This is a genomic window from Microcoleus sp. Pol11C2, from assembly GCF_036701505.1.
Lineage (GTDB): Bacteria > Cyanobacteriota > Cyanobacteriia > Cyanobacteriales > Microcoleaceae > Microcoleus.
In genome coordinates, this window is the sequence record NZ_JAUBQX010000010.1 from 1 (window position 1) to 20,490 (window position 20,490).

14 protein-coding genes are annotated in these 20,490 nt (G+C 48.2%); 4 read left to right on the top strand and 10 right to left on the bottom strand.

Annotated elements, in window-relative coordinates; translation table 11 throughout:
• The first annotated feature begins 107 nt into the window (after positions 1-107).
• On the top strand, positions 108-773 hold the full coding sequence (locus tag QUA42_RS08635; protein WP_333137019.1) for a class I SAM-dependent methyltransferase: 666 nt from the start codon (positions 108-110) through the stop codon (positions 771-773).
• A gap of 106 nt (positions 774-879) precedes the next feature.
• Here the strand turns inward: QUA42_RS08635 and QUA42_RS08640 are convergent, their stop codons facing one another.
• Positions 880-1,059, bottom strand: a complete 180-nt coding sequence (locus QUA42_RS08640) for a hypothetical protein (protein ID WP_333136878.1) — start codon at positions 1,057-1,059, stop codon at positions 880-882.
• A 150-nt stretch (positions 1,060-1,209) separates the two neighbouring features.
• Here QUA42_RS08640 and QUA42_RS08645 point away from each other — a divergent pair, with 150 nt between their 5' ends.
• The gene (locus tag QUA42_RS08645) at positions 1,210-1,449 is read left to right on the top strand and encodes a helix-turn-helix transcriptional regulator (RefSeq protein WP_333041566.1); all 240 of its coding nucleotides are present in this window, start codon (positions 1,210-1,212) and stop codon (positions 1,447-1,449) included.
• Positions 1,450-1,467: 18 nt separating this feature from the next.
• Here QUA42_RS08645 and QUA42_RS08650 read toward each other — a convergent pair whose 3' ends face one another.
• Positions 1,468-2,580: a diguanylate cyclase gene (locus QUA42_RS08650; RefSeq protein WP_333136880.1), complete on the bottom strand. Its 1,113-nt coding sequence runs from the start codon at positions 2,578-2,580 to the stop codon at positions 1,468-1,470.
• Positions 2,581-2,978: 398 nt separating this feature from the next.
• Complete coding sequence (locus QUA42_RS08655; protein ID WP_333063476.1) at positions 2,979-3,473, bottom strand: DUF427 domain-containing protein; 495 nt, start codon at positions 3,471-3,473, stop codon at positions 2,979-2,981.
• A 113-nt stretch (positions 3,474-3,586) separates the two neighbouring features.
• On the opposite strand from QUA42_RS08655, the gene QUA42_RS08660 reads away from it, so the two are divergent.
• The gene (locus QUA42_RS08660; protein WP_333136882.1) at positions 3,587-4,867 is read left to right on the top strand and encodes a GH25 family lysozyme; all 1,281 of its coding nucleotides are present in this window, start codon (positions 3,587-3,589) and stop codon (positions 4,865-4,867) included.
• 492 nt (positions 4,868-5,359) lie between these two features.
• Positions 5,360-7,318: a cation:proton antiporter domain-containing protein gene (locus QUA42_RS08665; protein ID WP_333136884.1), complete on the top strand. Its 1,959-nt coding sequence runs from the start codon at positions 5,360-5,362 to the stop codon at positions 7,316-7,318.
• A gap of 154 nt (positions 7,319-7,472) precedes the next feature.
• Here QUA42_RS08665 and QUA42_RS08670 read toward each other — a convergent pair whose 3' ends face one another.
• The 7 genes from QUA42_RS08670 to QUA42_RS08700 form a co-directional block, all read right to left on the bottom strand.
• The gene (locus QUA42_RS08670; RefSeq protein ID WP_333136886.1) at positions 7,473-10,166 is read right to left on the bottom strand and encodes a CHAT domain-containing protein; all 2,694 of its coding nucleotides are present in this window, start codon (positions 10,164-10,166) and stop codon (positions 7,473-7,475) included.
• A 318-nt stretch (positions 10,167-10,484) separates the two neighbouring features.
• Complete coding sequence (locus QUA42_RS08675; RefSeq protein WP_333136888.1) at positions 10,485-12,203, bottom strand: S8 family serine peptidase; 1,719 nt, start codon at positions 12,201-12,203, stop codon at positions 10,485-10,487.
• Between the two features lie 384 nt (positions 12,204-12,587).
• Positions 12,588-13,373 (bottom strand): calcium-binding protein, encoded by a 786-nt coding sequence (locus QUA42_RS08680; protein ID WP_333136890.1) that lies wholly within the window; start codon positions 13,371-13,373, stop codon positions 12,588-12,590.
• Between the two features lie 427 nt (positions 13,374-13,800).
• Positions 13,801-16,617 carry a CHAT domain-containing tetratricopeptide repeat protein gene (locus QUA42_RS08685; RefSeq protein WP_333136892.1) on the bottom strand — a complete coding sequence of 939 codons (2,817 nt, stop codon included), beginning with the start codon at positions 16,615-16,617 and terminating at the stop codon, positions 13,801-13,803.
• Positions 16,618-16,644: 27 nt separating this feature from the next.
• Positions 16,645-17,418, bottom strand: a complete 774-nt coding sequence (locus QUA42_RS08690; RefSeq protein WP_333136894.1) for a DUF928 domain-containing protein — start codon at positions 17,416-17,418, stop codon at positions 16,645-16,647.
• A 181-nt stretch (positions 17,419-17,599) separates the two neighbouring features.
• Entirely contained in the window at positions 17,600-19,555 is a 1,956-nt protein-coding gene (locus QUA42_RS08695; protein WP_333136896.1) for a CHASE2 domain-containing protein, read from the bottom strand.
• Positions 19,555-20,226, bottom strand: a complete 672-nt coding sequence (locus QUA42_RS08700; protein WP_333136898.1) for a response regulator transcription factor — start codon at positions 20,224-20,226, stop codon at positions 19,555-19,557. Before QUA42_RS08700 ends, QUA42_RS08695 begins: the two co-directional genes overlap by 1 nt.
• Positions 20,227-20,490: the final 264 nt, after the last annotated feature.

Consider the following 20,490-nt stretch of genomic DNA (forward strand, 5'->3'; position numbering starts at 1 on the left):
TTCATCTTTTTATTGTCACAATCAAGTATTGCATATAATTGTATCCTAGTCTTGATAATGATTTAGGATTGCTATATATGAAAATGCCAGATAACGAGATAAATTTTATGCAGCGAGTTTTGGAACCGGAAGTGATGGATTCCTTGGAAGAGGCGATCGAATACGATTCGATGGACTTTGCTGAGGTTAATGCTGCTTTTGCTCAGAGTGCGGCGGCGTTGGGACCGGTTTTTGGAAACGTTTTGGATGTGGGGACGGGTACGGCGAGAATTCCGATCGCCCTTTTTCAACTCCGGCCAGCATGGAAATTGACTTGCATCGATTTGTCGGCAAATATGCTGAAAGTCGGGGCCCAAAATGTGGAAAAGGCGGGCGCGCGATCGCAAATTAATCTCGAATTAATTGATGCTAAGGCAATGCCTTACCCTGACAACTATTTTGACATGGTGATTTCCAACAGCATTATCCACCATTTGCCCGATCCGCTGCCCTTTTTGCAGGAAGTCAAGCGGGTGTTGAAGCCGCAAGGAGCAATTTTTTTGCGGGATTTACTGCGGCCGGAAACATCAGAAATCAGGGATAATTTAGTCAATCTGTATGCGGGAGATTGCAACGCCCATCAGAAACAGTTATTCAGCGATTCGTTGCAAGCAGCATTTACGCTGGATGAAGTTGAGGAGATGATCCAAAATGCCGGATTGGATGGGTTGAGGATTTATGAATCTTCAGACAGACACTGGACGGCAGAACGTGCTTGGTGCGAGTCTTTGTAGACTGGGTACGATCGCCCGATAACAGTTCCAATGAGAATAGAAGCGAGCGCCCCTTTCCAGCTATGCGCCTTACCGTTGCGTGATCGCTTCTATTCTCCAAACTACTCTACGAGCGATCGCCCGGATCGAACACGACTATTAGGCTCGCCTCCGGCAGTAACTGCCGCAAAATGCGGATCTGACCGTCTGCATCCGACCAACTGCGAAACCGACCCACAACGCTTCTTTGTAAATTGGGAAGCAGGCGAACAATAATCCAGGAATTCAGACGCTGTTTGTAAGGCATAATCGATTCATGCTCCTTTCCAAAGGGGTTTTAGAGCCAGTCCTTGTACTTTCCACGGTTCTGGGCTGGCTATTAAACATATTGTCTAATCAATTTATTGTTTAGTCAAGATGCTTAAGCATCTTATAGAAAAAATGTGCGCTCAAAGTTATGCCGAAAAAGCCCGTTCCGCGACCAGAAGATGAAGAGTCGCATTTGAAGAAGCTCAGGGAAGAACTGGAGATGAGTCAGGAAGATTTGGCGCGAGAGCTTGGCGTTTCGTCGCAAACCATCAGCCGTTGGGAGTTGGGGAAAAACGTACCCACGTTCACCGTCAAGCAGATGAAAGCTTTGGAGAAATTGCTGTCTAGCATCGGGAGGTCGATCGGCGACTTGCCAGACAATCTGTGATCGAAACGATTTTCCAATCTAAAATCTATCGGCATCTAAAATTACTCGATCGCGCCCTCGGTTTTTAGCTTGATAAAGCGCGCGGTCTGCCGCTGCAATCAAGTTTTTTTGTGCTGCCGACGATCGAGGAACCGTACTCGCTACCCCCAAACTCAGCGTCACGAGAGAACACACCTCTGAATTAACGTGTTCAATTTTTAGTTCTTTGATCCACACTCGAATTTGCTCTGCAATCCAGACAGCTATTTCAGGCGAAGTCCGAGGCAAAATCACTGCAAATTCTTCGCCTCCGTAACGGGCTACCAGACTCTCGCCCGAAACTTCGCCTGTTGAGTAATTTACCGCTTCCAAAATAGCTTGGGCTACCTGCTGCAAGCAAGTATCTCCCGCCTGATGTCCATAAGTATCGTTGTATTTCTTAAAAAAGTCTACATCGCATAAAATTAAAGATATTTCTGCCGCTGCTTCCGCCAACTCTTGCCACTTTTTCTCTAAGTATTCGTTAAAACAGTGACGGTTGGCAACCTGAGTTAAGCCATCTAAGTTGGCAAGGCGATACAATTCGGAATTAGCTGCTTTTAATTGAGAATTAGCTGCTTCTAAATCGGATTGCGTGAGGGATAAGTTGTAATAAAGTTCGCTCATAGACCAAGTAGCTTGTTGGTGAATTTGGGATAAAGCTACCCACAGTTGATGCACGTCTAACAATCGGTAAACTTGAGGTTCTAACTGCACAACAATTGGCTCGTAAAGCAGTTCCGGCGGTCGCTGTACGGCTCGCTGAGCTGCCATGACAATTAAGGCTACTCCTGGTAAAATCAAAATATCGGTTTGAGCTATTTGATACAAGGCTATAATCGGTCTGCAAGCAAATATATCTACTCCGTAAGGGCGGCTCATGCGTTCCATAAATCGCCGACGCGATATCATCCCTAAAAATTCCCCATTTACGGTCAAGATAACTCCCGGAAGCAGCGGGTGAGCTTGAAAAAACCGAGCTACTTCTTTGGCGAGATATGAGGAGTCAACCTTAAAATTGAATAGATCTAGATCCTTAAGAGTAGACTCTAAAGATAAATTTTTGGGTGAGTTTTCTGCCGAGTTAGACGGCTCAATAAATTCAACAGACACAGCGCAGATCCGAATAAATAATAAAGCAGCAACGAAGCTAGTGTCAACTATTAACTTAGATTAGTATTTATTTGTTACCATTGGTTGTATTATTTACTACACTATTTTTTATAAGGGAAGAAGCTGCTGCGTTATTTTTTGTAGCTGCACTGCCTTGATTCATGCTCACTAAATTAAAGATTTATTGAATAATTCTCATTATTTACTCAATTTTTTACTATGGGCTTTTTACGGCGTAAAAAAAACGATTTCTGCGCCAGTCCTCCGCTCATGGACGGTGTTCACAAACTCAAAAAACCGCGTTTTTAACCCTGGGTCGAGGCTGTAACGAGGTTTTCCCTAAAAAAACGTGGTTTCTGCCCCTGTTCTTAACTCAAAATTCAAAACTCAACCTTCCCTCACCACCCCCAAGTTTCTGGCCCTCCCTTAAACGGGCCGACAATATCTTTGGTAATCCAGCCCCCGTAAAAATCCCCTGGTTGAGATTGCACTAATTCTCCATCCACATAACAGGCATCCATCTTGCTGGGATAAAAAGCCACATAATCTTTAATAGCTACAAAAATCTGATTAGGATTGGGATAAAACCAAGCAGCATTTACTACTTCCTTTTCTCCCACCGTCACAGTGTAATAACCGGCTTGTCCCTTCCACTCGCACCAAGAACCCCGTAAAGTTTTGTGCAAATATTCCATTTTGATGTCATCGGGGCAGATATAGTAGGCAGGAGGGTGACTTGTCTCCAATACCCGCTGAGGACGGCGCGTGTCGGCGATCGTCACTCCATTAAAAATTATCTGTACGTGTTTGGTCGATTCCTCAAGGCGAGGGGGACGCGGGTAATCCCAAACAGACTCTTCACCAGGGCCGGGATCTATTCGATCGAATTTCATTTGCACTATCTCCCCTGCAAAAAAAACACTTAGCGACTTAGCATTACAATTTAATGTACCCTTAATCGAGTCGCTGCTTCAGACCAAACCAGCTTTTTCCAACTTTTCGTAATATGAGTATTCGCGGTATAGACGTTTCCGACTACCAGCCCAATGTCAATTGGCAAGCAGTTGCCCGGGATGGTATTACCTTTAGTTTTGTCAAATCGACCGAGGGTGCAACGTTAGTTGCCCAAAGTTTCGCCCGCAATTGGGCGGCGATGAAAGCGGCGGGGATTCAACGCGGTGCTTACCACTTTTTTCGACCTGCAAGCAGCGTTCAAGGGCAAATAGATTTGTTCTTGAAAACTGTAAAACTCGAACCGGGGGATTTGCCGCCAGTCTTGGATGTGGAAACTACAGGCGGTTTGAGTGTGGATCAATTGTGCGATCGAGCCGCAATTTGGTTAGAAGCGGTCGAAAAAGCCACCTTGATGCGGCCTATTATCTACACTTACCCCGGTTTCTGGGACAACCTGGGGACAAAACGGTTTGCCGATTACCCACTGTGGATTGCTCACTATACCAGTGCTGAAGAACCTTGGGTTCCCGGCGGCTGGAAAACTTGGACTTTTTGGCAGTACAGCGACACCGGCAGCGTGTCCGGCGTCTCGGGCAATGTAGACACCAATATTTTTGAAAGCGTCCGAGAAGGCGCCCTAAGTTATAAAGTTGCAGACATCCAGAGGGAATTAAGAATTAAAGGTTTTTATCAAGGCGCGATGGATGGTAAATTTGGAGCCACCACCACAGCGGCGCTCATCTCGTTTCAGAAATCTCAAGGTCTCAATCCAGACGGCATTGCCAGCCTCAAAACGTGGGCAGCTTTGATGCGAAAATCTCCCAAAGTAATCGTTCCCCCTCCAGCCCCGACACCCGTCCCGCAGCCGACTCCTGCTCCGACTCCCACTCCCATATCAGACGTGCGGCTGACTCAGGTATTCTCGTCTTATCAAGCTAAGGCTAGCCAAGATACTGCCTTAATTTGGCTGCAAAGTCAAGTTTCTACCTCTGTTTTAGGGGAATTTGCTCAAAAATGGCGGGCAACTACCTTACCTCCAGACAGTAATTTGCGATTGATAGATGTGGGCAAATTTTATCGCGGTTTAGCACAACAAGACCAAGCTTTAGATTGGCTGCAAAAACAAATTTCTCCGGCTATTATTGCCGAGTTTGCACAAAAATGGCGCTCTCAATCTATTGTCACTAATTCTCCGATTCGGCTAATAGATGCGTGCAAATTTTATCGGGCCGCACCAAACCAAAACCAGGCTTTAGATTGGCTGGAAGGGCGAATTTCGCCGACTATTCTATCGGAGTTTTTGCGCAGGTGGCAGAATGCCAGTCGATTATAGATTATAGATTTTAAATGTTAGATTGACTCTACAGATGAATCTTGCGATTTGAGATTTTAGATGAGAACTCTACTCTAAAGATGAGTCTGAGGGTGCTCGATTTGAGATGTGAGCTTTTTGATTGGACATTGACTCCACAGATGAATCTCGAAGTTGAAAGGCTCTATAATAGAAAAGCTGGCAAATCTTGCTATTTGAGATTTGAAATTGACTCCCCATCAAAATTCGTCAAATCCTCTCCCTCTGTGCTCTCATCCCATCGGACTCTCGAACATAACAGACAATCTCTCGCTTAGCTACAGCTTACTCCCATCTTTGACGCCAAGAGAATTATCTGATAAAGTTAGAGCCAATATCAAGGTTTTTTAATCTTATTCGCAAAAATCCAGGGCCGTGCCGAGTTTGTAAGCTGCGCCGAAAATAGCGCCTGCACTCCAATTACCCGCGATCCCACCTTTAAAACTAAGCGGGCAGCCTGTAACAATTGTATCTATGGAAATTCCCTTTAACATCACCCAGTTGATGGTCATGACCGTCATCTGTGGCATCAGCGCTCAAGTTCTCGCCGCTTATCTGAAAGTTCCGGCGATCGTCTTTTTGCTGTTGTTTGGCATTTTAGCCGGCCCAGACTGCTTCGGAGTGCTGCACCCGAATCTGCTGGGCAGCGGTTTGGAAGTTATGGTATCGCTTTGCGTAGCCTTAATTCTGTTTGAGGGCGGCTTGAATTTGGAATTGCGAGATTTGGGCAAAGTTTCCGGCAGCATCCGCAATTTAGTTACAGTAGGCACTTTAATTACGCTAATTGGCGGCGGAATGGCCGCACACTGGTTGGGGGAATTTCCCTGGCCGATCGCATTTCTGTATGCTTCTCTAGTAGTCGTCACAGGCCCGACGGTAATCGGCCCTTTGCTCAAACAAGTATCCGTTGACAAACAAGTTGCCGCCTTGCTAGAAGCAGAAGGCGTTTTAATCGATCCTGTCGGGGCAATTCTGGCAGTATTGGTGCTGAATATTATTTTGAACGGCAATGCTGATTTGCTGGTTGTGTTCCGAGATTTAATCGTCCGACTCTTCGTTGGTGCAGTCATCGGGGCTGCCGGAGGTTGGCTGCTGGGATTCATTCTCAAGCGATCGCAATTTCTCTCAGAAGACCTCAAAAACTTAGTAGTTTTAGCTGGTTTGTGGGGATTTTTCGGCTTAGCAGAAGAAATACGCAGCGAATCGGGACTTATGGCAACAGTCCTCTCCGGCATCGTCCTCAGAGCCGCTGCTGTGCCGGAAGAAAGGCTGCTGAGGAGGTTTAAAGGTCAACTGACAGTCCTTGCTATTTCCATGCTGTTCGTGCTGCTGGCGGCCGATTTATCCCTCGCTAGTGTGGTCGCCCTCGGTTGGGGAAGTTTGTTTACAGTTTTAGCTTTAATGTGGGTAGTGCGGCCGATCAATGTTTGGCTGTGTACTTGGAACAGCGGACTGAATTGGCGACAGAAATTATTTGTTTGTTGGGTAGCGCCGAGGGGAATTGTCTCAGCGTCGATCGCATCTTTATTTGCAATTTTGCTCACCCAGCGGGGAATCAACGGGGGCGACTCGATTAAAGCCTTAGTTTTCCTAACAATTATTATGACAGTTTTCGTCCAAGGACTAACAGCCGGACGGATCGCTCAACTGTTGGGCATCACCTCAAAATCTGCAACCGGTGCTGCAATTGTCGGGTCAAATCCTTTGAGCAGATTAATTGCTCGCTTGTTTCAAGAACGCGGCGAATCTGTGGCAATTATCGACACCAACCCGGAAGCTTGTGCACAAGCAGAACGAGAGGGTTTGCGTGTGTTTTTGAGCAGTGCTCTGGATCACAGCGTGTTAGAAGAAGCCGGACTGGAGTCGATGGGGACTTTTCTGGCAATGACTAACAACGGCGAGGTAAACTTAGTGTTAGCTCAGCGAGCAGCCGAAGAGTTTGCACCGCCGAGGGTTTTGGCAATATTCCCCAAAGATCCGCAAGCAAATACGCCTGCTAATCAGAGTAAAATCAATCAAGCTTTTGTCTCCGATTTGTCGCTGAAGGATTGGAACGAATATTTGAGCGACGGCGAAGTTAAATTGGGGGAAACTGAGTTAAAAAGTGAGGGCTTGCAGTTTCAGCTTGATCACTTACAAGCTTTGGTCAAAGCCGGGGAGTTGGCGCCGCTGCTGCTGGAAAGGCAAGGATACTTGCAAGTAGTGTCGGCGACCCAGATTTGGCAAGCAGGCGATCGAATTATTTATTTGCTGTACGATCCGACACCCAAATTGTTGAAAAGATTGTCGGGTTCGTCTCAGTCTCGTTTGACTTTGGAAAAGCATCAGGTAGTTGAAGAAGTGCCGATTCCTTCTCCGGTTTTAGAGCCGATGTTGGAGGAAGCTAAAATCGAGAAAGAAGCAGAAGTTTTGCTACCGCCAGTTTCGCGATAGGGGCACTAAGCTCTCGTGGAGCTAGATTTTCTCTGGTATTAGAGAGGGAGAGGGGGAGAGGATTTGACAATTTTTGATATGGGATTGAAATATACAATTTCAATGCACAACATATACCAGATCGATCGCGACAAGCAGATTAGAGCGATCGTCCTTACTCTGCCTCCCCAATTAACGTGAACGCTGCCCAATTGCGGGGCCCAGGATGGGTTTTCATCGTGGTTAACATTGCCTGCCGAAGTGCCTGTGCTTTGTCGGGATTATTTTGCAAGTTTTGATAAAATGCCTGCATCAATTCGGATGTCGGCGCATCGGGAACTGCCCATAAAGAAACAATCACACTCGGCACTCCTGCCGAAATCAAAGCCCGCGACAAACCAATCACCCCATCCCCGGTAATTCTGCCTTCTCCAGTGTTGCAGGCACTCAAAACAACTAAATTTGCTTGCAGTTTCATATCAAAAATCTCTTCTGCGGTCAATAAGCCGTCATCGCTACCAGAAGGAGCAAGGGCGATCGCACTTCCCAATCCGCGCACATCATCCAGCAATCCATGCGTTGCTAAGTGAATAATCGATGCTTGGGGCATTTTGTGGACGATCGCAGCTTTTGTCCCTTGTGCGCCCGTGATGGCTTGAGTGTTGAGCAGAGGGGCGATCGCTCTAGCTTCAGCTTCGGCCCCAGGTAGAGGAGACAATTGCTGTTTGGGTTCTCCCAGAGAAAGAGACACACTTGGCATCGTGGGATTGCCCAAGACTAGAGCCCTGCCGCTGTTAGGTTGCTTCTGTGCTAACTTCTGTTGTCGAGTCAAATCCAATACTTGAATCGAGGGGGCGGTCAGAATGGTGTGTTTTTCGATTAAGTAAGTCCCGCCTTCATCTTGCAGGGCGGGGAAGGGCACCTGGAACAGGGAACCTTGGGGAATGAAAATGACATGGGCATTGGGATCTTTTGGCAAAAGCGTTTCAATTGGGTCAATCAGCAGTTGATGCAGTGTTGGTAAGTTGGGTTGCGGGTGAACAAAACCCCTACTGCTGCGACTGCGAACGGCGAGGAATTCTTGATTGCCAACGATCAAGCTTGTTAGGGAGGCGTTGTGTTGCTGCCAGAGCGGTTTAAGGTCTACCTTGCGGAAGGTAATTTCGCCTGTCGGTTGAATCACCCAAATGTAGAGCGCGGATTCTCGCCCTACTCGTTTGCCCTGAATCTGGAAGTCCTGATAGATGATGGAATACTGCACCAAAGTGGCGTTCTGTGCTTTGGCGATTTGTCGGATTTGCTCGCCGTTGGGAGCAGAGGCGATGACCGGATTGGCATCACCAGTTGATAAGCGCTCTGTCAGGATCTCGACAAAGGCACGGGCACGTCCCCGTTCCGCAATTTCTAAAGCGGCGATCAGGTTATTCTGAGCCACTCGGACTTCTTGTAGAACGCGATAGGTACGAGCTTGTCCTTCAAAGATGGAGATTTTATTTGCGTCGTTGGAGCCGAGCATTTGACGCATCGATTCCCAAACTTGAATCCCATTGACGAGCATTTTTTCAGCTTCTGTTGGGTTGCCAGCCTTTAAGAACGTCGCTCCCAAGTTGTTGAGCGCGACACCTTCCCCAAGGCGGTCTTTAATTTCGCGGGAGATCGCTAAACTCTGCTGTATATACTCAATGCCCTTGGCCGAGTTGCCCAGAGAGATGTAAGCACCTCCCAAATTGCGCAGTACCTCACCCTCCCTCTGGCGGTCTTTAAATTCGCGGGCGATGGCTAAACTTTGCTGTAAATACTCAATGGCTTTGGCATAGTTGTCCAGATAGTAGTAAGTGAGTCCCAAATTGCCCAGTGCCGCACCTTCCCCTTCGCGGTCTTTAATGGAGCGGGCGATCGCTAAATATTGCTGCCCATACTCAATGGCTTTGCGAGAGTCGCCCAGAGAGCGGTAAGCACCTCCCAAATTGCCCAGTACCCCGCCCTCCCCCTTGCGGTCTTGAATGGAGCGGGCGATGGCTAAACTCTGCTGCCCATACTCAAGGGCTTTGCGATAGTCGCCCAGATCGAGGTAAGAACCTCCCAAATTGCCCAGCGCCCTACCTTCTCCTTGGGGGTCTTTAATGGAGCGGGCGATGGCTAACCACTGCTGCCCATACTCAATGGCTTTGCCATAGTCGCCCAGAGACTGGTAAGCGCTCCCCAAATTGCCCAGCGCCCTACTTTCTCCTTGGCGGTCTTGAATGGAGCGGGCGATGGCTAAACTCTGCTGTGAATACTCAATGGCTTTGGCCGAGTTGCCCAGAGAGAGGTAAGCATTTCCCAAATTGCCTAGTGCTGTACCCTCCCATTGGCGGTCTCGAATGGAGCGGGCGATGGCTAAACTCTGCTGTGAATACTCGATGGCTTTGGCATAGTTGCCCAGAGAGTAGTAAGCGACTCCCAAATTGCCCATTGCGAAACCTTCACTTGGGCGGTCTTGAATGGAGCGGGCGATGGCTAAACTTTGCTGTAAATACTCAATGGCTTTGGCCGAGTTGCCCAGAGAGCGGTAAGCACCTCCCAAAAAGTTTAGTGCCAAAGCCTCCCCAAGGCGGTTTTTGATGGTGCGATAAATTTGCAGTGCCTGTTGCCAGGAATTCAGCGCTGCTCTTAATTGGCCAGTCTGAGACTGTTGCATCCCCTGCTTCATTAGCCGATCGCCCTCTGCTTTACGAGCATCGGTAGTTTGAGCGATCGCTGGCAAGAGAGAGTCAGGAGTAGTTAATAGGGGGATAGTGGCAAGCAGGAATAGGGAAATGGAAGCTAGGAAAACATTAGTGAGCCTAGAGTGGGTTGATTTGAGTCGCTTAAATGGGGAATACAGCATAGGATTCTAGAGTTGGAATTTAGAGAATTAGCCCGATCGCTCTTTCTGCCGTCGTCGTGCGATCGCCTCCATCTGCCACAGGCGATCGACCTTCATAGAAGCTTACTCTGCCTCCCCGATCTCGCCGCAGGGATGAGGACTCTAATCTGAATTAGACGACAATTTTAGCGATCCCCCGATCGGTTTAAATCAAACCATTTCCCACTGGCATAGTCAAATCCAAAATCAAAAGCTGGCGTGTTTAGATCGTCCATATCCAGAGCCGTCTGCTCTAATGCTCGATTAATGTCCGCAGGACTTAAGTCGGGATTTGCAATGCTATCCTATCAACCCATTCCGATTAGCTGTTGTCGTCAAAATATACTCAACTTGAGCTGGAGTTAAAGTCGGATTGGCATTCAAAACTAAAGCCGCTACACCCGCTACTTGTGGCGTTGCCATAGATGTGCCAGTTAGGGTGTCATAGGTGTTATAGGGAGTTGTAGAATAAATGTCTACTCCCGGAGCAACTAGGTAATCTAAAGGTGTGGAACCCGCACGGTTCGAGGTGTCAGCCATCCTGCCGTTTATATCAATGCTGCCCACTGCAATTCCCAAGCGATCGGCATTACGAGCTGGATAAGCTGGTTGGATGTGACCCAAATTTCCGGCTGCCATAACCACAACAGAGCCTTTGTTATTTGCATACTCAATTGCCTCATTCACCTGGGTGGACGGGGAAAACTCATTTCCCAAGCTGAGGTTAATTACATTTGCTCCATTATCAGCAGCATAGCGGATTCCAGCAGCAATATTATTCAACTCGCCGTAAAGGGAGGCGTCCAACACTCTGACAGGCATAATCTTAGCATTGGGCGCAACTCCTGTGATGCCAAAATCATTTCCTTCCGCCGCGATCGCACCTGCTATGTGAGTCCCGTGACCGTATAAATCCAGATCCATTGGGTTGTCGTCGCTAGCCACAAAATCCCAACCCCGAATATCATCAATATATCCATTGCGATCGTCATCAATGCCGTTTCCAGCAATTTCACCAGGGTTCTGCCAAATATTTTCATCCAAGTCAGGATGGGTGTAGTCAACACCACTATCCACGACAGCTACAACAATCCCATTTCCTGTAATGTTCTGATTCCAAACTTCCGGTGTATTTATGGCATCTAGCACCCAATTATTCCCGCCTAAATCGGGAATATCTGGAAAAGGATTTGAGCGGTTTAAGGTGGTGGAAACTGCTGCATTTGCATTCACCAAACCGTAGCCGTAATTACTATTAAAAATACCGCTAGGTGTGGGAAGATTTTGTTCAGGAATAGAGGTGGCAGAAAGATTCAGGTTGTAATTAGTAGAGTTGCCTAAGAAGCTAGAGACTTGGACATAGTATGTTCCGGGAGCCAGATTGGATACATTAATGACATCGGGGACGATGCCACTCTCAAGAGAGTAGTCAATAGTTTCCCCAAAATCAACTACACCGTTGCGGTTTCTATCTTGAATTAGCTTTACGTCAGCATCCGCTCTCAAACCGTCTAGACGCAGGCTAAAATTGCTCTTAGTGTTGATATCGAATCGATAGAAATGGTTGGAAGCTCCAACTCCGACAAAATCAGTTAAGTTGATGCTACCATTTTCAACACCAACAATATTACGAGCTATCGACAGAGAGTTCCCTGGATCGGCGAAATTCAACTGGGAAGCAGATATCGTTCCTGTTAGCGGATCTGCGTTGGCGATCGCCGATTGTGACTGCGGTTTGAGTTGAGCATCGGCAACATCGCCACTAACTCGATCGCTCGCAGAGTAACTGAAGCCAGCGCCTACATTAGCTACAATAAAATCTGCTATCTGTGTCTGTGGGTCGAAGCTGGATGCTGTGGAATTAGTCAAGCTAGATTCAGGACTATAACCAGGAATATTCAATGGATTGATCGCTGGGTTGAGCAAGTCGCTGTTAGCCGGAAATGTTGATTGGGCGAGATCGTTTGACTGTGGATTGAAATAAAGGCACTCGTTAGGATTAGTTGTGATGTCTAACATAATTTAAAACCTCAGATATTTAGATTCATTCTTGATTTAAATCTTACGCAGCACAGATAGAAAAATCATCCGTTCTACCCACAGACTTGATCGAGTACGGGGTGCAAAATAGATTGCGGGAAAGTGCAATGTAGGTGAATATGTAGAATAGATGGTTCACTTCCATCAGTGTTAAGATTATTGAGACGCGATCGCGAACAAAGATCCATTCCACAGTCCGCCAGGGAATTAATTCCCTGTCTCATAGGGCAAGTCCTCTAAAAGAGGACTGAAGAATATAACTCATTAGTCCTCTTTCAGATATAAATGTCGCTTTTAGGCACTGAAGTTTTCAAGAGCCATTGATGAGGAATTTATTCCTCGCTACGAAGCTGTAAAAAGCGATCAAAATCCCGGAGCAGAGATAATACTACCTTGAATATCGGCCACTCTTGCATTTTCCACAAAGCCTACTATCTCGCCGGAATTCCTAACTTTAATTAGAGTGCCTTGAGTCTGTATCGGTTGAGAATCTAATGTACCCAGCGGGGTCAATAGGTTAAAAATTTCTGGTGCATCAAAGTCCAATAAAACTGTGATGTTTGTCACGTATTGTAAGTCTACATCGGTAGCATTCAAACCACCTGCCAATCCAATTCGATCGACGCCAACTCGGAAACCTAGAATAAAATCGGCATTATTGACATCTGTAACTCCGGGTTCTGCTTGGATGACGTACAAGTTACTGCCCCCGATTTTGATTGAATAATTATCATCCAAACCTGCTAAAATATCCTGACCCAAACCTCCCACCAGAGTGTCATTTCCGCTACCACTGATTAATAAATCATTGCCTCTGCCGCCCAAGAGAATATCGTTTCCTGCATCACCTATTAGAAAATCTGCATCTTGACCGCCACTGAGAGAGTCATTTCCCTCTTCTCCAGTCAGGAAGTCTCTACCTTTGCCTCCGAATAAAGAATCGTTGCCCAAATCCCCGCTGAGAAAATCTTCTCCATCATTGCCATAAACCAAATCATTAGCTGTTGAGCCAGTGACTACATCGTCACCTGCAAGCATCCAAACTCCCAAAGGAAAATTAGTTGCATCTGCGATCGACAAAGTAACAACTTCGGATGTATTGTCGCCAATTAATAGTCGAGATTCTGACGGAGCGGGTTGTAAAGCCATAAAAAAATCCTCTTAACACTTGACTTAAATCTTAAGCAACCCAGATTGGGAAATCATTCGTTCTACCCACAGACTTGATGAAGTATGAAGTGCAAAATAGATTGCGGGAAAGTGCAATGTATGTGAATATGTAGAGTAGATGGTTCACTTCCATCAGTTTTGAGATTGAGAAGATGACTCGGCGGTTGAAACCCGGTCTACACAAACAAAGTCGGCCTGCGCCGACTAAAGAATAAAGCTTGTTTCCGATTGCATGGGAATTATTAGTATCCGAAAAGGAGACGGCAGTGCGGTTTCCCTAGAATGTTATTTTGGGTAGGGAAACCGCACTGCCTTCTGCTCTATGATTCCGGTACAACCGGAATTGATATAATTTAGGATAAAATTTAGGAAAAAAACATTGAGCCAATTCGCTATTCCTAAAAACTTACTCGGCCTCCCCAATCAGAGTAAATGCCGCCCAATTTCGCGGCTGGGGATGAGTTTTCATCGTGGTTAACATTGCCTGCCGCAATGCCTGTGCTTTGTCGGGATTATTTTGCAAGTTTTGATAAAATGCCTGCATCAATTCGGCGGTCGGCGCATCGGGAACTGCCCATAAAGAAACAATCACACTCGGCACTCCTGCCGAAATCAAAGCGCGCGACAAACCAATCACCCCATCCCCGGTAATTCTGCCTTCTCCAGTGTTGCAAGCACTCAAAACAACTAAGCTTGCTTGCAGTTTCATATCGAAAATCTCTTCTGCAGTCAATAAGCCGTCATCGCTACCAGAAGGAGCAAGGGCGATCGCACTTCCCAATCCGCGCACATCATCCAGCAATCCATGCGTTGCTAAGTGAATAATCGATGCTTGGGGCATTTTTTGGACGATCTGGGCTTTTGTACCTTGAGCGCCTGTGATGGCTTGAGTATTGAGCAGAGGGGCGATCGCGATCGCTTCAGCTTCGGCTCCAGGTAGAGGAGACAATTGCTGTTTGGGCTCTCCCAGAGAGAGAGACACGCTTGGCATGGTGGGATTGCCCAAGACTAGAGCCCTGCTGCTGTTGACTGGCTTCTGTGCTAACTTCTGTCGTTGTTGTCGAGTCAAATCCAATACTTGAATCGAGGGGGCGGTGAGAATCGTGTGTTTTTGGATTAAGTAAGTGCCGCTGGCATCTTGGAGAGCGGGAAAAGGCACCTGGAACAGGGAACCTTGGGGAATGAAAATGACATGGGCATTGGGGTCTGTGGGTAGGAGGCTGGCAATGGGCTCGATCAGCAGTTGATGCAGGGTGGGTAAGTCGGGTTGGGGTTGGGTGGAGCCAAGACTGCTGCGACTGCGGACGGCGAGGAATTCTTGATTGCCAACGATCAAGCTGGCTAGAGAGGCGTTGTGCTTCTGCCAAAGGGGTTTGAGGTCTACCTCTCGGAAGGTGATTTCACCCATCGGTTGAATCACCCAAATGTAAATCGCGGATTCTCGCGGTTCGCTTTTTCCCTGAATCTGAAAGTCGTCGTAGATGATGGAATACTGCACCAAAGTGGCATTCTGTGCTTTGGCGATTTGGCGGATTTGATCCTGGTTGGGAGCAGCGGTAATGACCGGATTGGTAGAACCTGAGGATAAGCGCTCTGTCAGGAGATCAACAAAGGCACGAGCACGTCCCCGTTCGGCAATTTCTAAAGCGGCGATCGGGTTATTCTGAGCCACCCTGACTTTTTGTAGAAGGCGATAGGTGCGAGCTTGTTCTTCAAAGATGGAGACTTTATTAGCGTCGTTGGAGCCGAGCATTTGACGCATGGATTCCCAAACTTGAATCGCATTCACGAGCATTTTTTCAGCTTCTGTGGGGTTGCCAGCTCTCAAGAACGCCGCTCCCAAGTTGTTGAGCGCCGTACCTTCCCCGTCGCGGTCTTTAATTTCTCGTGCGATGACTAAATATTGCTGTGTATACTCAATGGCTTGAGCATAGTTGCCCAGATAGAGGTAAGTGATTCCCAAATTGCTCACTGCTGCACCCTCCCCTTTGCGGTTTTTAATTTCGCGGGCGATGGCTAAACTCTGCTGTGAATATTCAATGGCTTTGGCCGAGTTTCCCAGATAGATGTAAGCACCTCCCAAAGTGCCCAGTACCTCACTCTCCCCGTAGCGGTCTTTAATTTCGCGGGCGATGGCTAACTGTTGCTGTGCATACTCAATGGCTTTGGCATGGTTGCCCAGATTGATGTAAACGGCTGCCAAATTGCCAAGTGCCACACCCTCACTGCGGCGGTCTTTAGTTTCGCGGGCGATGGCTAAGCGCTGCTGTGTATACTCAATGGCTTTGGCCGAGTTGCCCAGAGCGCCGTAAGCGATTCCCAAATTGCCTAGTGCTACACCTTCTCCTGGGGGGTTTTTAATTTCGCGGGCGATGGCTAAACTCTGCTGTGAATACTCAATGGCTTTGGCATAGTTGCTCAGAAAGTTGTAAGCGCCTGCCAAATGGCCCAGTGCCACACCTTCCCCTTCGCGGTCTTTAATTTCGCGGGCGATGGCTAAGCGCTGCTGTGAATACTCAATGGCTTTGGCATAGTTACCCAGATAGTTGTAAGCGACTGCCAAATGGCCCAGTGCCACACCTTCCCCTTCGCGGTCTTTAATTTCGCGGGCGATGGCTAAACTCTGCTGTGAATATTCAATGGCTTTGGCATAGTTGCTCAGATAGATGTAAGCACCTCCCAAATTGCCCAGTGCTACACCCTCCCCTTGGCGGTGTTTAATTTCGCGGACGATCGCTAAACTCTGCTGTGTATACTCAATGCCTTTGGTATAGTTGCCCAGAGAGTAGTAAGCGGCTTCCAAATTGCCCAGTGCTATACCTTCCCATCGGCGGTCTTTAATTTCGCGGGCGATCGCTAAACTCTGCTGTACATACTCAATGGCTTTGGCATAGTTGCCCAGAGAGAGGTAAAGATCTCCCAAATTGCCCAGTGCTACACCCTCCCCTTGGCGGTTTTTGATGGCGCGATAAATTTGGAGCGCCTGTTGCCAGGAATTAAACGCTGCTCTTAATTGGCGAGTCTGATGCTGTTGAATCCCCTGCTGTATTAGCCGATCGCCCTCTGCTTGACGAGCATCCGTAGTTTGAGCAACAACCGGGAGTTGAGAGTGCCGAGGAATGTAAAAGGCAACAGACAACAGGCAAAAGGCGAGGGGAAAGAGGAAGCCCGATCGCACTTTACGATCGCTGGATTTAAGCAGTTTTAGCGAGTCAGGCTTCATGGGATTTTAGGGTTTGGGTTGTGGGGGTTATCGTTGTTGTTCGATCGCCCTAATTTGTCGCAATCGATCGCTCCAATCTTTCAAAGGTTCGGCTTCCGAACTAGCGAGAGAATCTAGCAATTCCAGCACCGCCGCTTGGCTTTGAGAAGTCTCAGAGGCTTTGCGCGCTTCGGCGATCGCGTCATACCATAGCCCCGCCTCCGCATACAAGTCGATCCGCTGTTGGGGAGTTTGGGCTGCTGCAAGTTGAGACTGCAACGACGCAGCAGGCCCAACGACTTTGATTTCTGCCGCCGCCACCACATTGCTCGGAGGATCATCCGGATCGCAGACCAACACCACTTGCCACTGATAGGATTGCCCGATCGACAGTTGGGGGAGATTTGAGGGCAAAGCAAGCGACATTATTCCTGGCTGACTCTGCATCTCGGTTCTGTAGAGCAGTTGTCCCGTGCGAGTAAACAGCCGGAATTGCAGCGGACGAGGAGGGCTATCGGGTACAAACCAGGTAAAGGTCGGATGCCCAGAAATCGTCTCTGCCACATGGCTAAACGGCACTAAGGCAGTCAATCTCACCGATGAATTACCTTCACAAATGCCGCCGCGAGTGGTATTCGTCCCCGTTTCTTTCGGTTTAGAAGGGTTTTGAGGAGGAGTGTATTTTGCCAGCGCTACAGGAGCGATCCAGAACGAAACACTCAGCATTAAACTCGCAATGCCCGCAGAGTAAATGGTTCGACGCTTCAACTCGTGAGTCATCATCGCAATCCCCTCTGTAACTATTTCTACAGTAATCAACAATACACAAACACAATAGAGGACTGCCCGCAAGCGTCGTTTGCGGGAAGGTGCAAAGATAGCAGTTGACAGTTGACAGTTGACAGTTATGGTTCGATGGGAATGATTTAACCGCAGAGAACGCAGAGAAGACAGAGGAAGAGAAGAGAGAGAGACGAATAATTCCCTAACTCTGAGGAAGCAATCACCAGAACCACCGCCGTTTTGCTGGCCAGGTTAACTCGCACACTGTCCCCTTCGGTTGATTCGGGTAGCGCCGAAATGCTCCGCCTAACTGTTTGGCTAAGTTGTTTGCAAGCTGGGTTCCTAATCCTGAAGATTGAAGTTTAGGGTTTGGCTCTTCGGTGGTTTCCCTCTCTCGATCCATTTGGGCCAAGCTAAGCGTTTCTGACTGAGACGGTTTCCCCCTACCATTATCCGCCACCCGAATCACCTGCCGATCGCCTTCTTGAGTGCAAATTACAGTCAAGCGAGTGGCTTCGATCGCGTGTTTCCCGACATTGCAGAGCGCTTCTTCCAGAAAGCGGCAGAGTGCTCGCTTGTGTTCCAACCGCAGATGCGAGGTGTTCAAGGGATCGAACTGCACAATTTTGAATTTGATCGTTTTGAGGTAGGGCAATTCTTGTTCGAGCGTGTTGGAATAGACCTTGTAGAGCAATTCATGCAATGGAGCCTGCAGGGCTAATTCGATCGCACTCCCCATGCGGAGATGCGGTTCATCTGCGATCGCGTCTCGTTGCACAGAGCCGTAAACTGCCCGCAATTCTTGATTCAAGCGTTGCAACTCCGGTAGAAATAACGGCGGTGTGGCTTGTTCTTGAGCAGTTCTCAAAATTCCAACCAATGTTTGTAACGGGCCGCTATGAATTGCATTAAAGGTCTGCTCGATCGCAAACTGACGTTCCTCCAAGCGCAGTCGGAGTTCCTGTTCGTGGCGATAAAATAACGCTGCCATCAAGCCAGCCCCATTCAACACCAGCACCAACAAGACAGGTACGATCGGCACCCACCATCCCAAAAGAATCAGCCAGTAACAGAGTGCGATCGAGCTGACACTGGCGACTAAGAGCCCCAACAAAATTTTCCAGGGCGCTCGCAAAAACCGTCCCAGACTTATCCCCAAAAGTCCCCATGCCACAATCCAGAGATATTCCCATGCGTCTGCCCAAACCCGAAGCAACGATCGCCCATCGATCACCGCACTAACGATCTGGCTAGTGGCGTGTGCCTGGATTTCGACTCCGTAAATCCGTCCTGGATTGATGCCAACGATCGCGCCCGAACTTGCCAAATCCTTCGCGCTAAAAGACATCATCCCAATCAGCACAATTTTGCCTCGAATCCAATCCGGGTTGACCTGTCCCGATTTGATTTGCGAGAGAGAAAGCACGCGAAACGGCATTTTCCCGCTGCGAACATTCAGCAAAATCTGGTTGCCGCCAGCATCCGCCCCCACATATCCGCCAGAGTTTGACTGCACTCTGGTCAATTCAATGCTGCCAAAGCGCTTCGCGTCTGGGTCGCGAATTCCATTACCAAACTCAATTCCTCGGGCTGCTAAATAGCGTTCTGCCAGCCGGATCGCGAAGGAAAAACGGTATTCCTGTCGAGCGTTGCTAGTGCCCAATAAACTGCGGCGCTGATAGCCATCTGCATCGAGAACGGCATCTGCAAAGCCAACCTGTTCCGATGGCAGCGCGGGCGGAGGTGCGACGGTAAAGCCACTGCGATCGGGCAGAGCAATCTCCACTCCGATCGTATTCTTGGTGCTGCGAAACACCGATGTTAGTTCAGCATTACCCGGCTCAACCGGAATATCGCGTACAATATCCAGCCCGATCGCGATCGGTTGATACGTCTGCAACCGTTTGAGTAAATCGGCAATTTCGCGATCGGGAATCGGATAAGTCCTAGCGCGTTGAATATCTTCCTCGGTGATACTTACGATTACAATCCGTTCATCCATCGGCTCAGGGGGGCGCAGCCGCAGAAATCGATCGAACGTCACCAACTCCAAAAACTGAAGCGCACCGGTCAATCGAGCCATCATCACAGCGACAATCACCATCACCCCTGGAAGCGATCCTCGTCCCCAAGTCGTGACGCCCGCTTTCACTGCTTGCCATCGATCGGGCTTCACTAATCAATCAATCCTTGTTCCCTAGCTCGCACTTCCGTTTGAATCCGCAGATTCTTATTATCATCAGGATACACTTCTAGCACATCTCGAATCTTAGTCCAGTAATGTTGCACAGTGCGTTCAGAAACATTCATTCGTTTGGCGATCGCAGTATCCTGCAAGCTCTCTTGAAAAGCAAACTGCAACACCTGCATCCAGGCGGGTTTGAGTTGCAGCCCGTTGCGGATCTCTCTGGGTGTATAAATCCGCTCGTGCAGCGCCCAATCAACCATTGCCAGCAAGTCTTTCATCGGCTGGCTCTTATCGACAACTGTGAAGCCGCCCATGTGATTGTCGATCGACGGTTTCAGCCAAACTAAAGTCCGAACATGGGCACTCTGCACCACAATATTCAGACTCGGATACTGCTCCATCAACGTTTTGAGGAGTTGAAGCCCTGAATTGGCTTGAGCTGTTTCGCCACTCGTCTCTGGCATCACCAGATCCACAATCACCAAATCCGGGGTCATCTGCGCTATTTGCTGAAGGGCTGCCTGAGCCGTCGGAGCCGTTAGAATGTCTGCCTCTGGATATTCTTGCTTCAGAATGTTAAGCGTGCCACCTAACACCATCGCATGGTCATCCACAACTAAAAATGTTCGTTTCTCCGGTTGAGGTAAAGTCTGGGGCATAATTTATTCGTTGCCACACAACATCGTCAGTTTAGGTAATCCGTCCACCCCTTTTAGATTGGGAATTTACGATTTTCGATTTGTGACCTAGTTGAAACTAGGAGCTTTCAACCGCTGAAATTCTCATTCAAAATCCCAAATTCCCAATCTAAAATCGTCTCGGTCATCTTCTTACAATAGAGGAATTACCTGGCTCCCGTCCTGCATCTGTCCGCCAACTGGGGTTGTGGATGTCCGCAACGAGAATTGCGCTAAAGCGCAGGT

Excerpts from the sequence above, each read along its gene's own strand:
- QUA42_RS08665 (WP_333136884.1), top strand. The coding sequence starts at position 5,360 with ATGGAAATTCCCTTTAACATCACCCAGTTGATGGTCATGACCGTCATC.
- QUA42_RS08670 (WP_333136886.1), bottom strand. The coding sequence starts at position 10,166 with ATGCTGTATTCCCCATTTAAGCGACTCAAATCAACCCACTCTAGGCTC.
- QUA42_RS08655 (WP_333063476.1), bottom strand. The coding sequence starts at position 3,473 with ATGAAATTCGATCGAATAGATCCCGGCCCTGGTGAAGAGTCTGTTTGG.
- QUA42_RS08645 (WP_333041566.1), top strand. The coding sequence starts at position 1,210 with ATGCCGAAAAAGCCCGTTCCGCGACCAGAAGATGAAGAGTCGCATTTG.
- QUA42_RS08685 (WP_333136892.1), bottom strand. The coding sequence starts at position 16,617 with ATGAAGCCTGACTCGCTAAAACTGCTTAAATCCAGCGATCGTAAAGTG.
- QUA42_RS08700 (WP_333136898.1), bottom strand. The coding sequence starts at position 20,226 with ATGCCCCAGACTTTACCTCAACCGGAGAAACGAACATTTTTAGTTGTG.
- QUA42_RS08680 (WP_333136890.1), bottom strand. The coding sequence starts at position 13,373 with ATGGCTTTACAACCCGCTCCGTCAGAATCTCGACTATTAATTGGCGAC.
- QUA42_RS08635 (WP_333137019.1), top strand. The coding sequence starts at position 108 with ATGCAGCGAGTTTTGGAACCGGAAGTGATGGATTCCTTGGAAGAGGCG.
- QUA42_RS08675 (WP_333136888.1), bottom strand. The coding sequence starts at position 12,203 with ATGTTAGACATCACAACTAATCCTAACGAGTGCCTTTATTTCAATCCA.
- QUA42_RS08660 (WP_333136882.1), top strand. The coding sequence starts at position 3,587 with ATGAGTATTCGCGGTATAGACGTTTCCGACTACCAGCCCAATGTCAAT.
- QUA42_RS08640 (WP_333136878.1), bottom strand. The coding sequence starts at position 1,059 with ATGCCTTACAAACAGCGTCTGAATTCCTGGATTATTGTTCGCCTGCTT.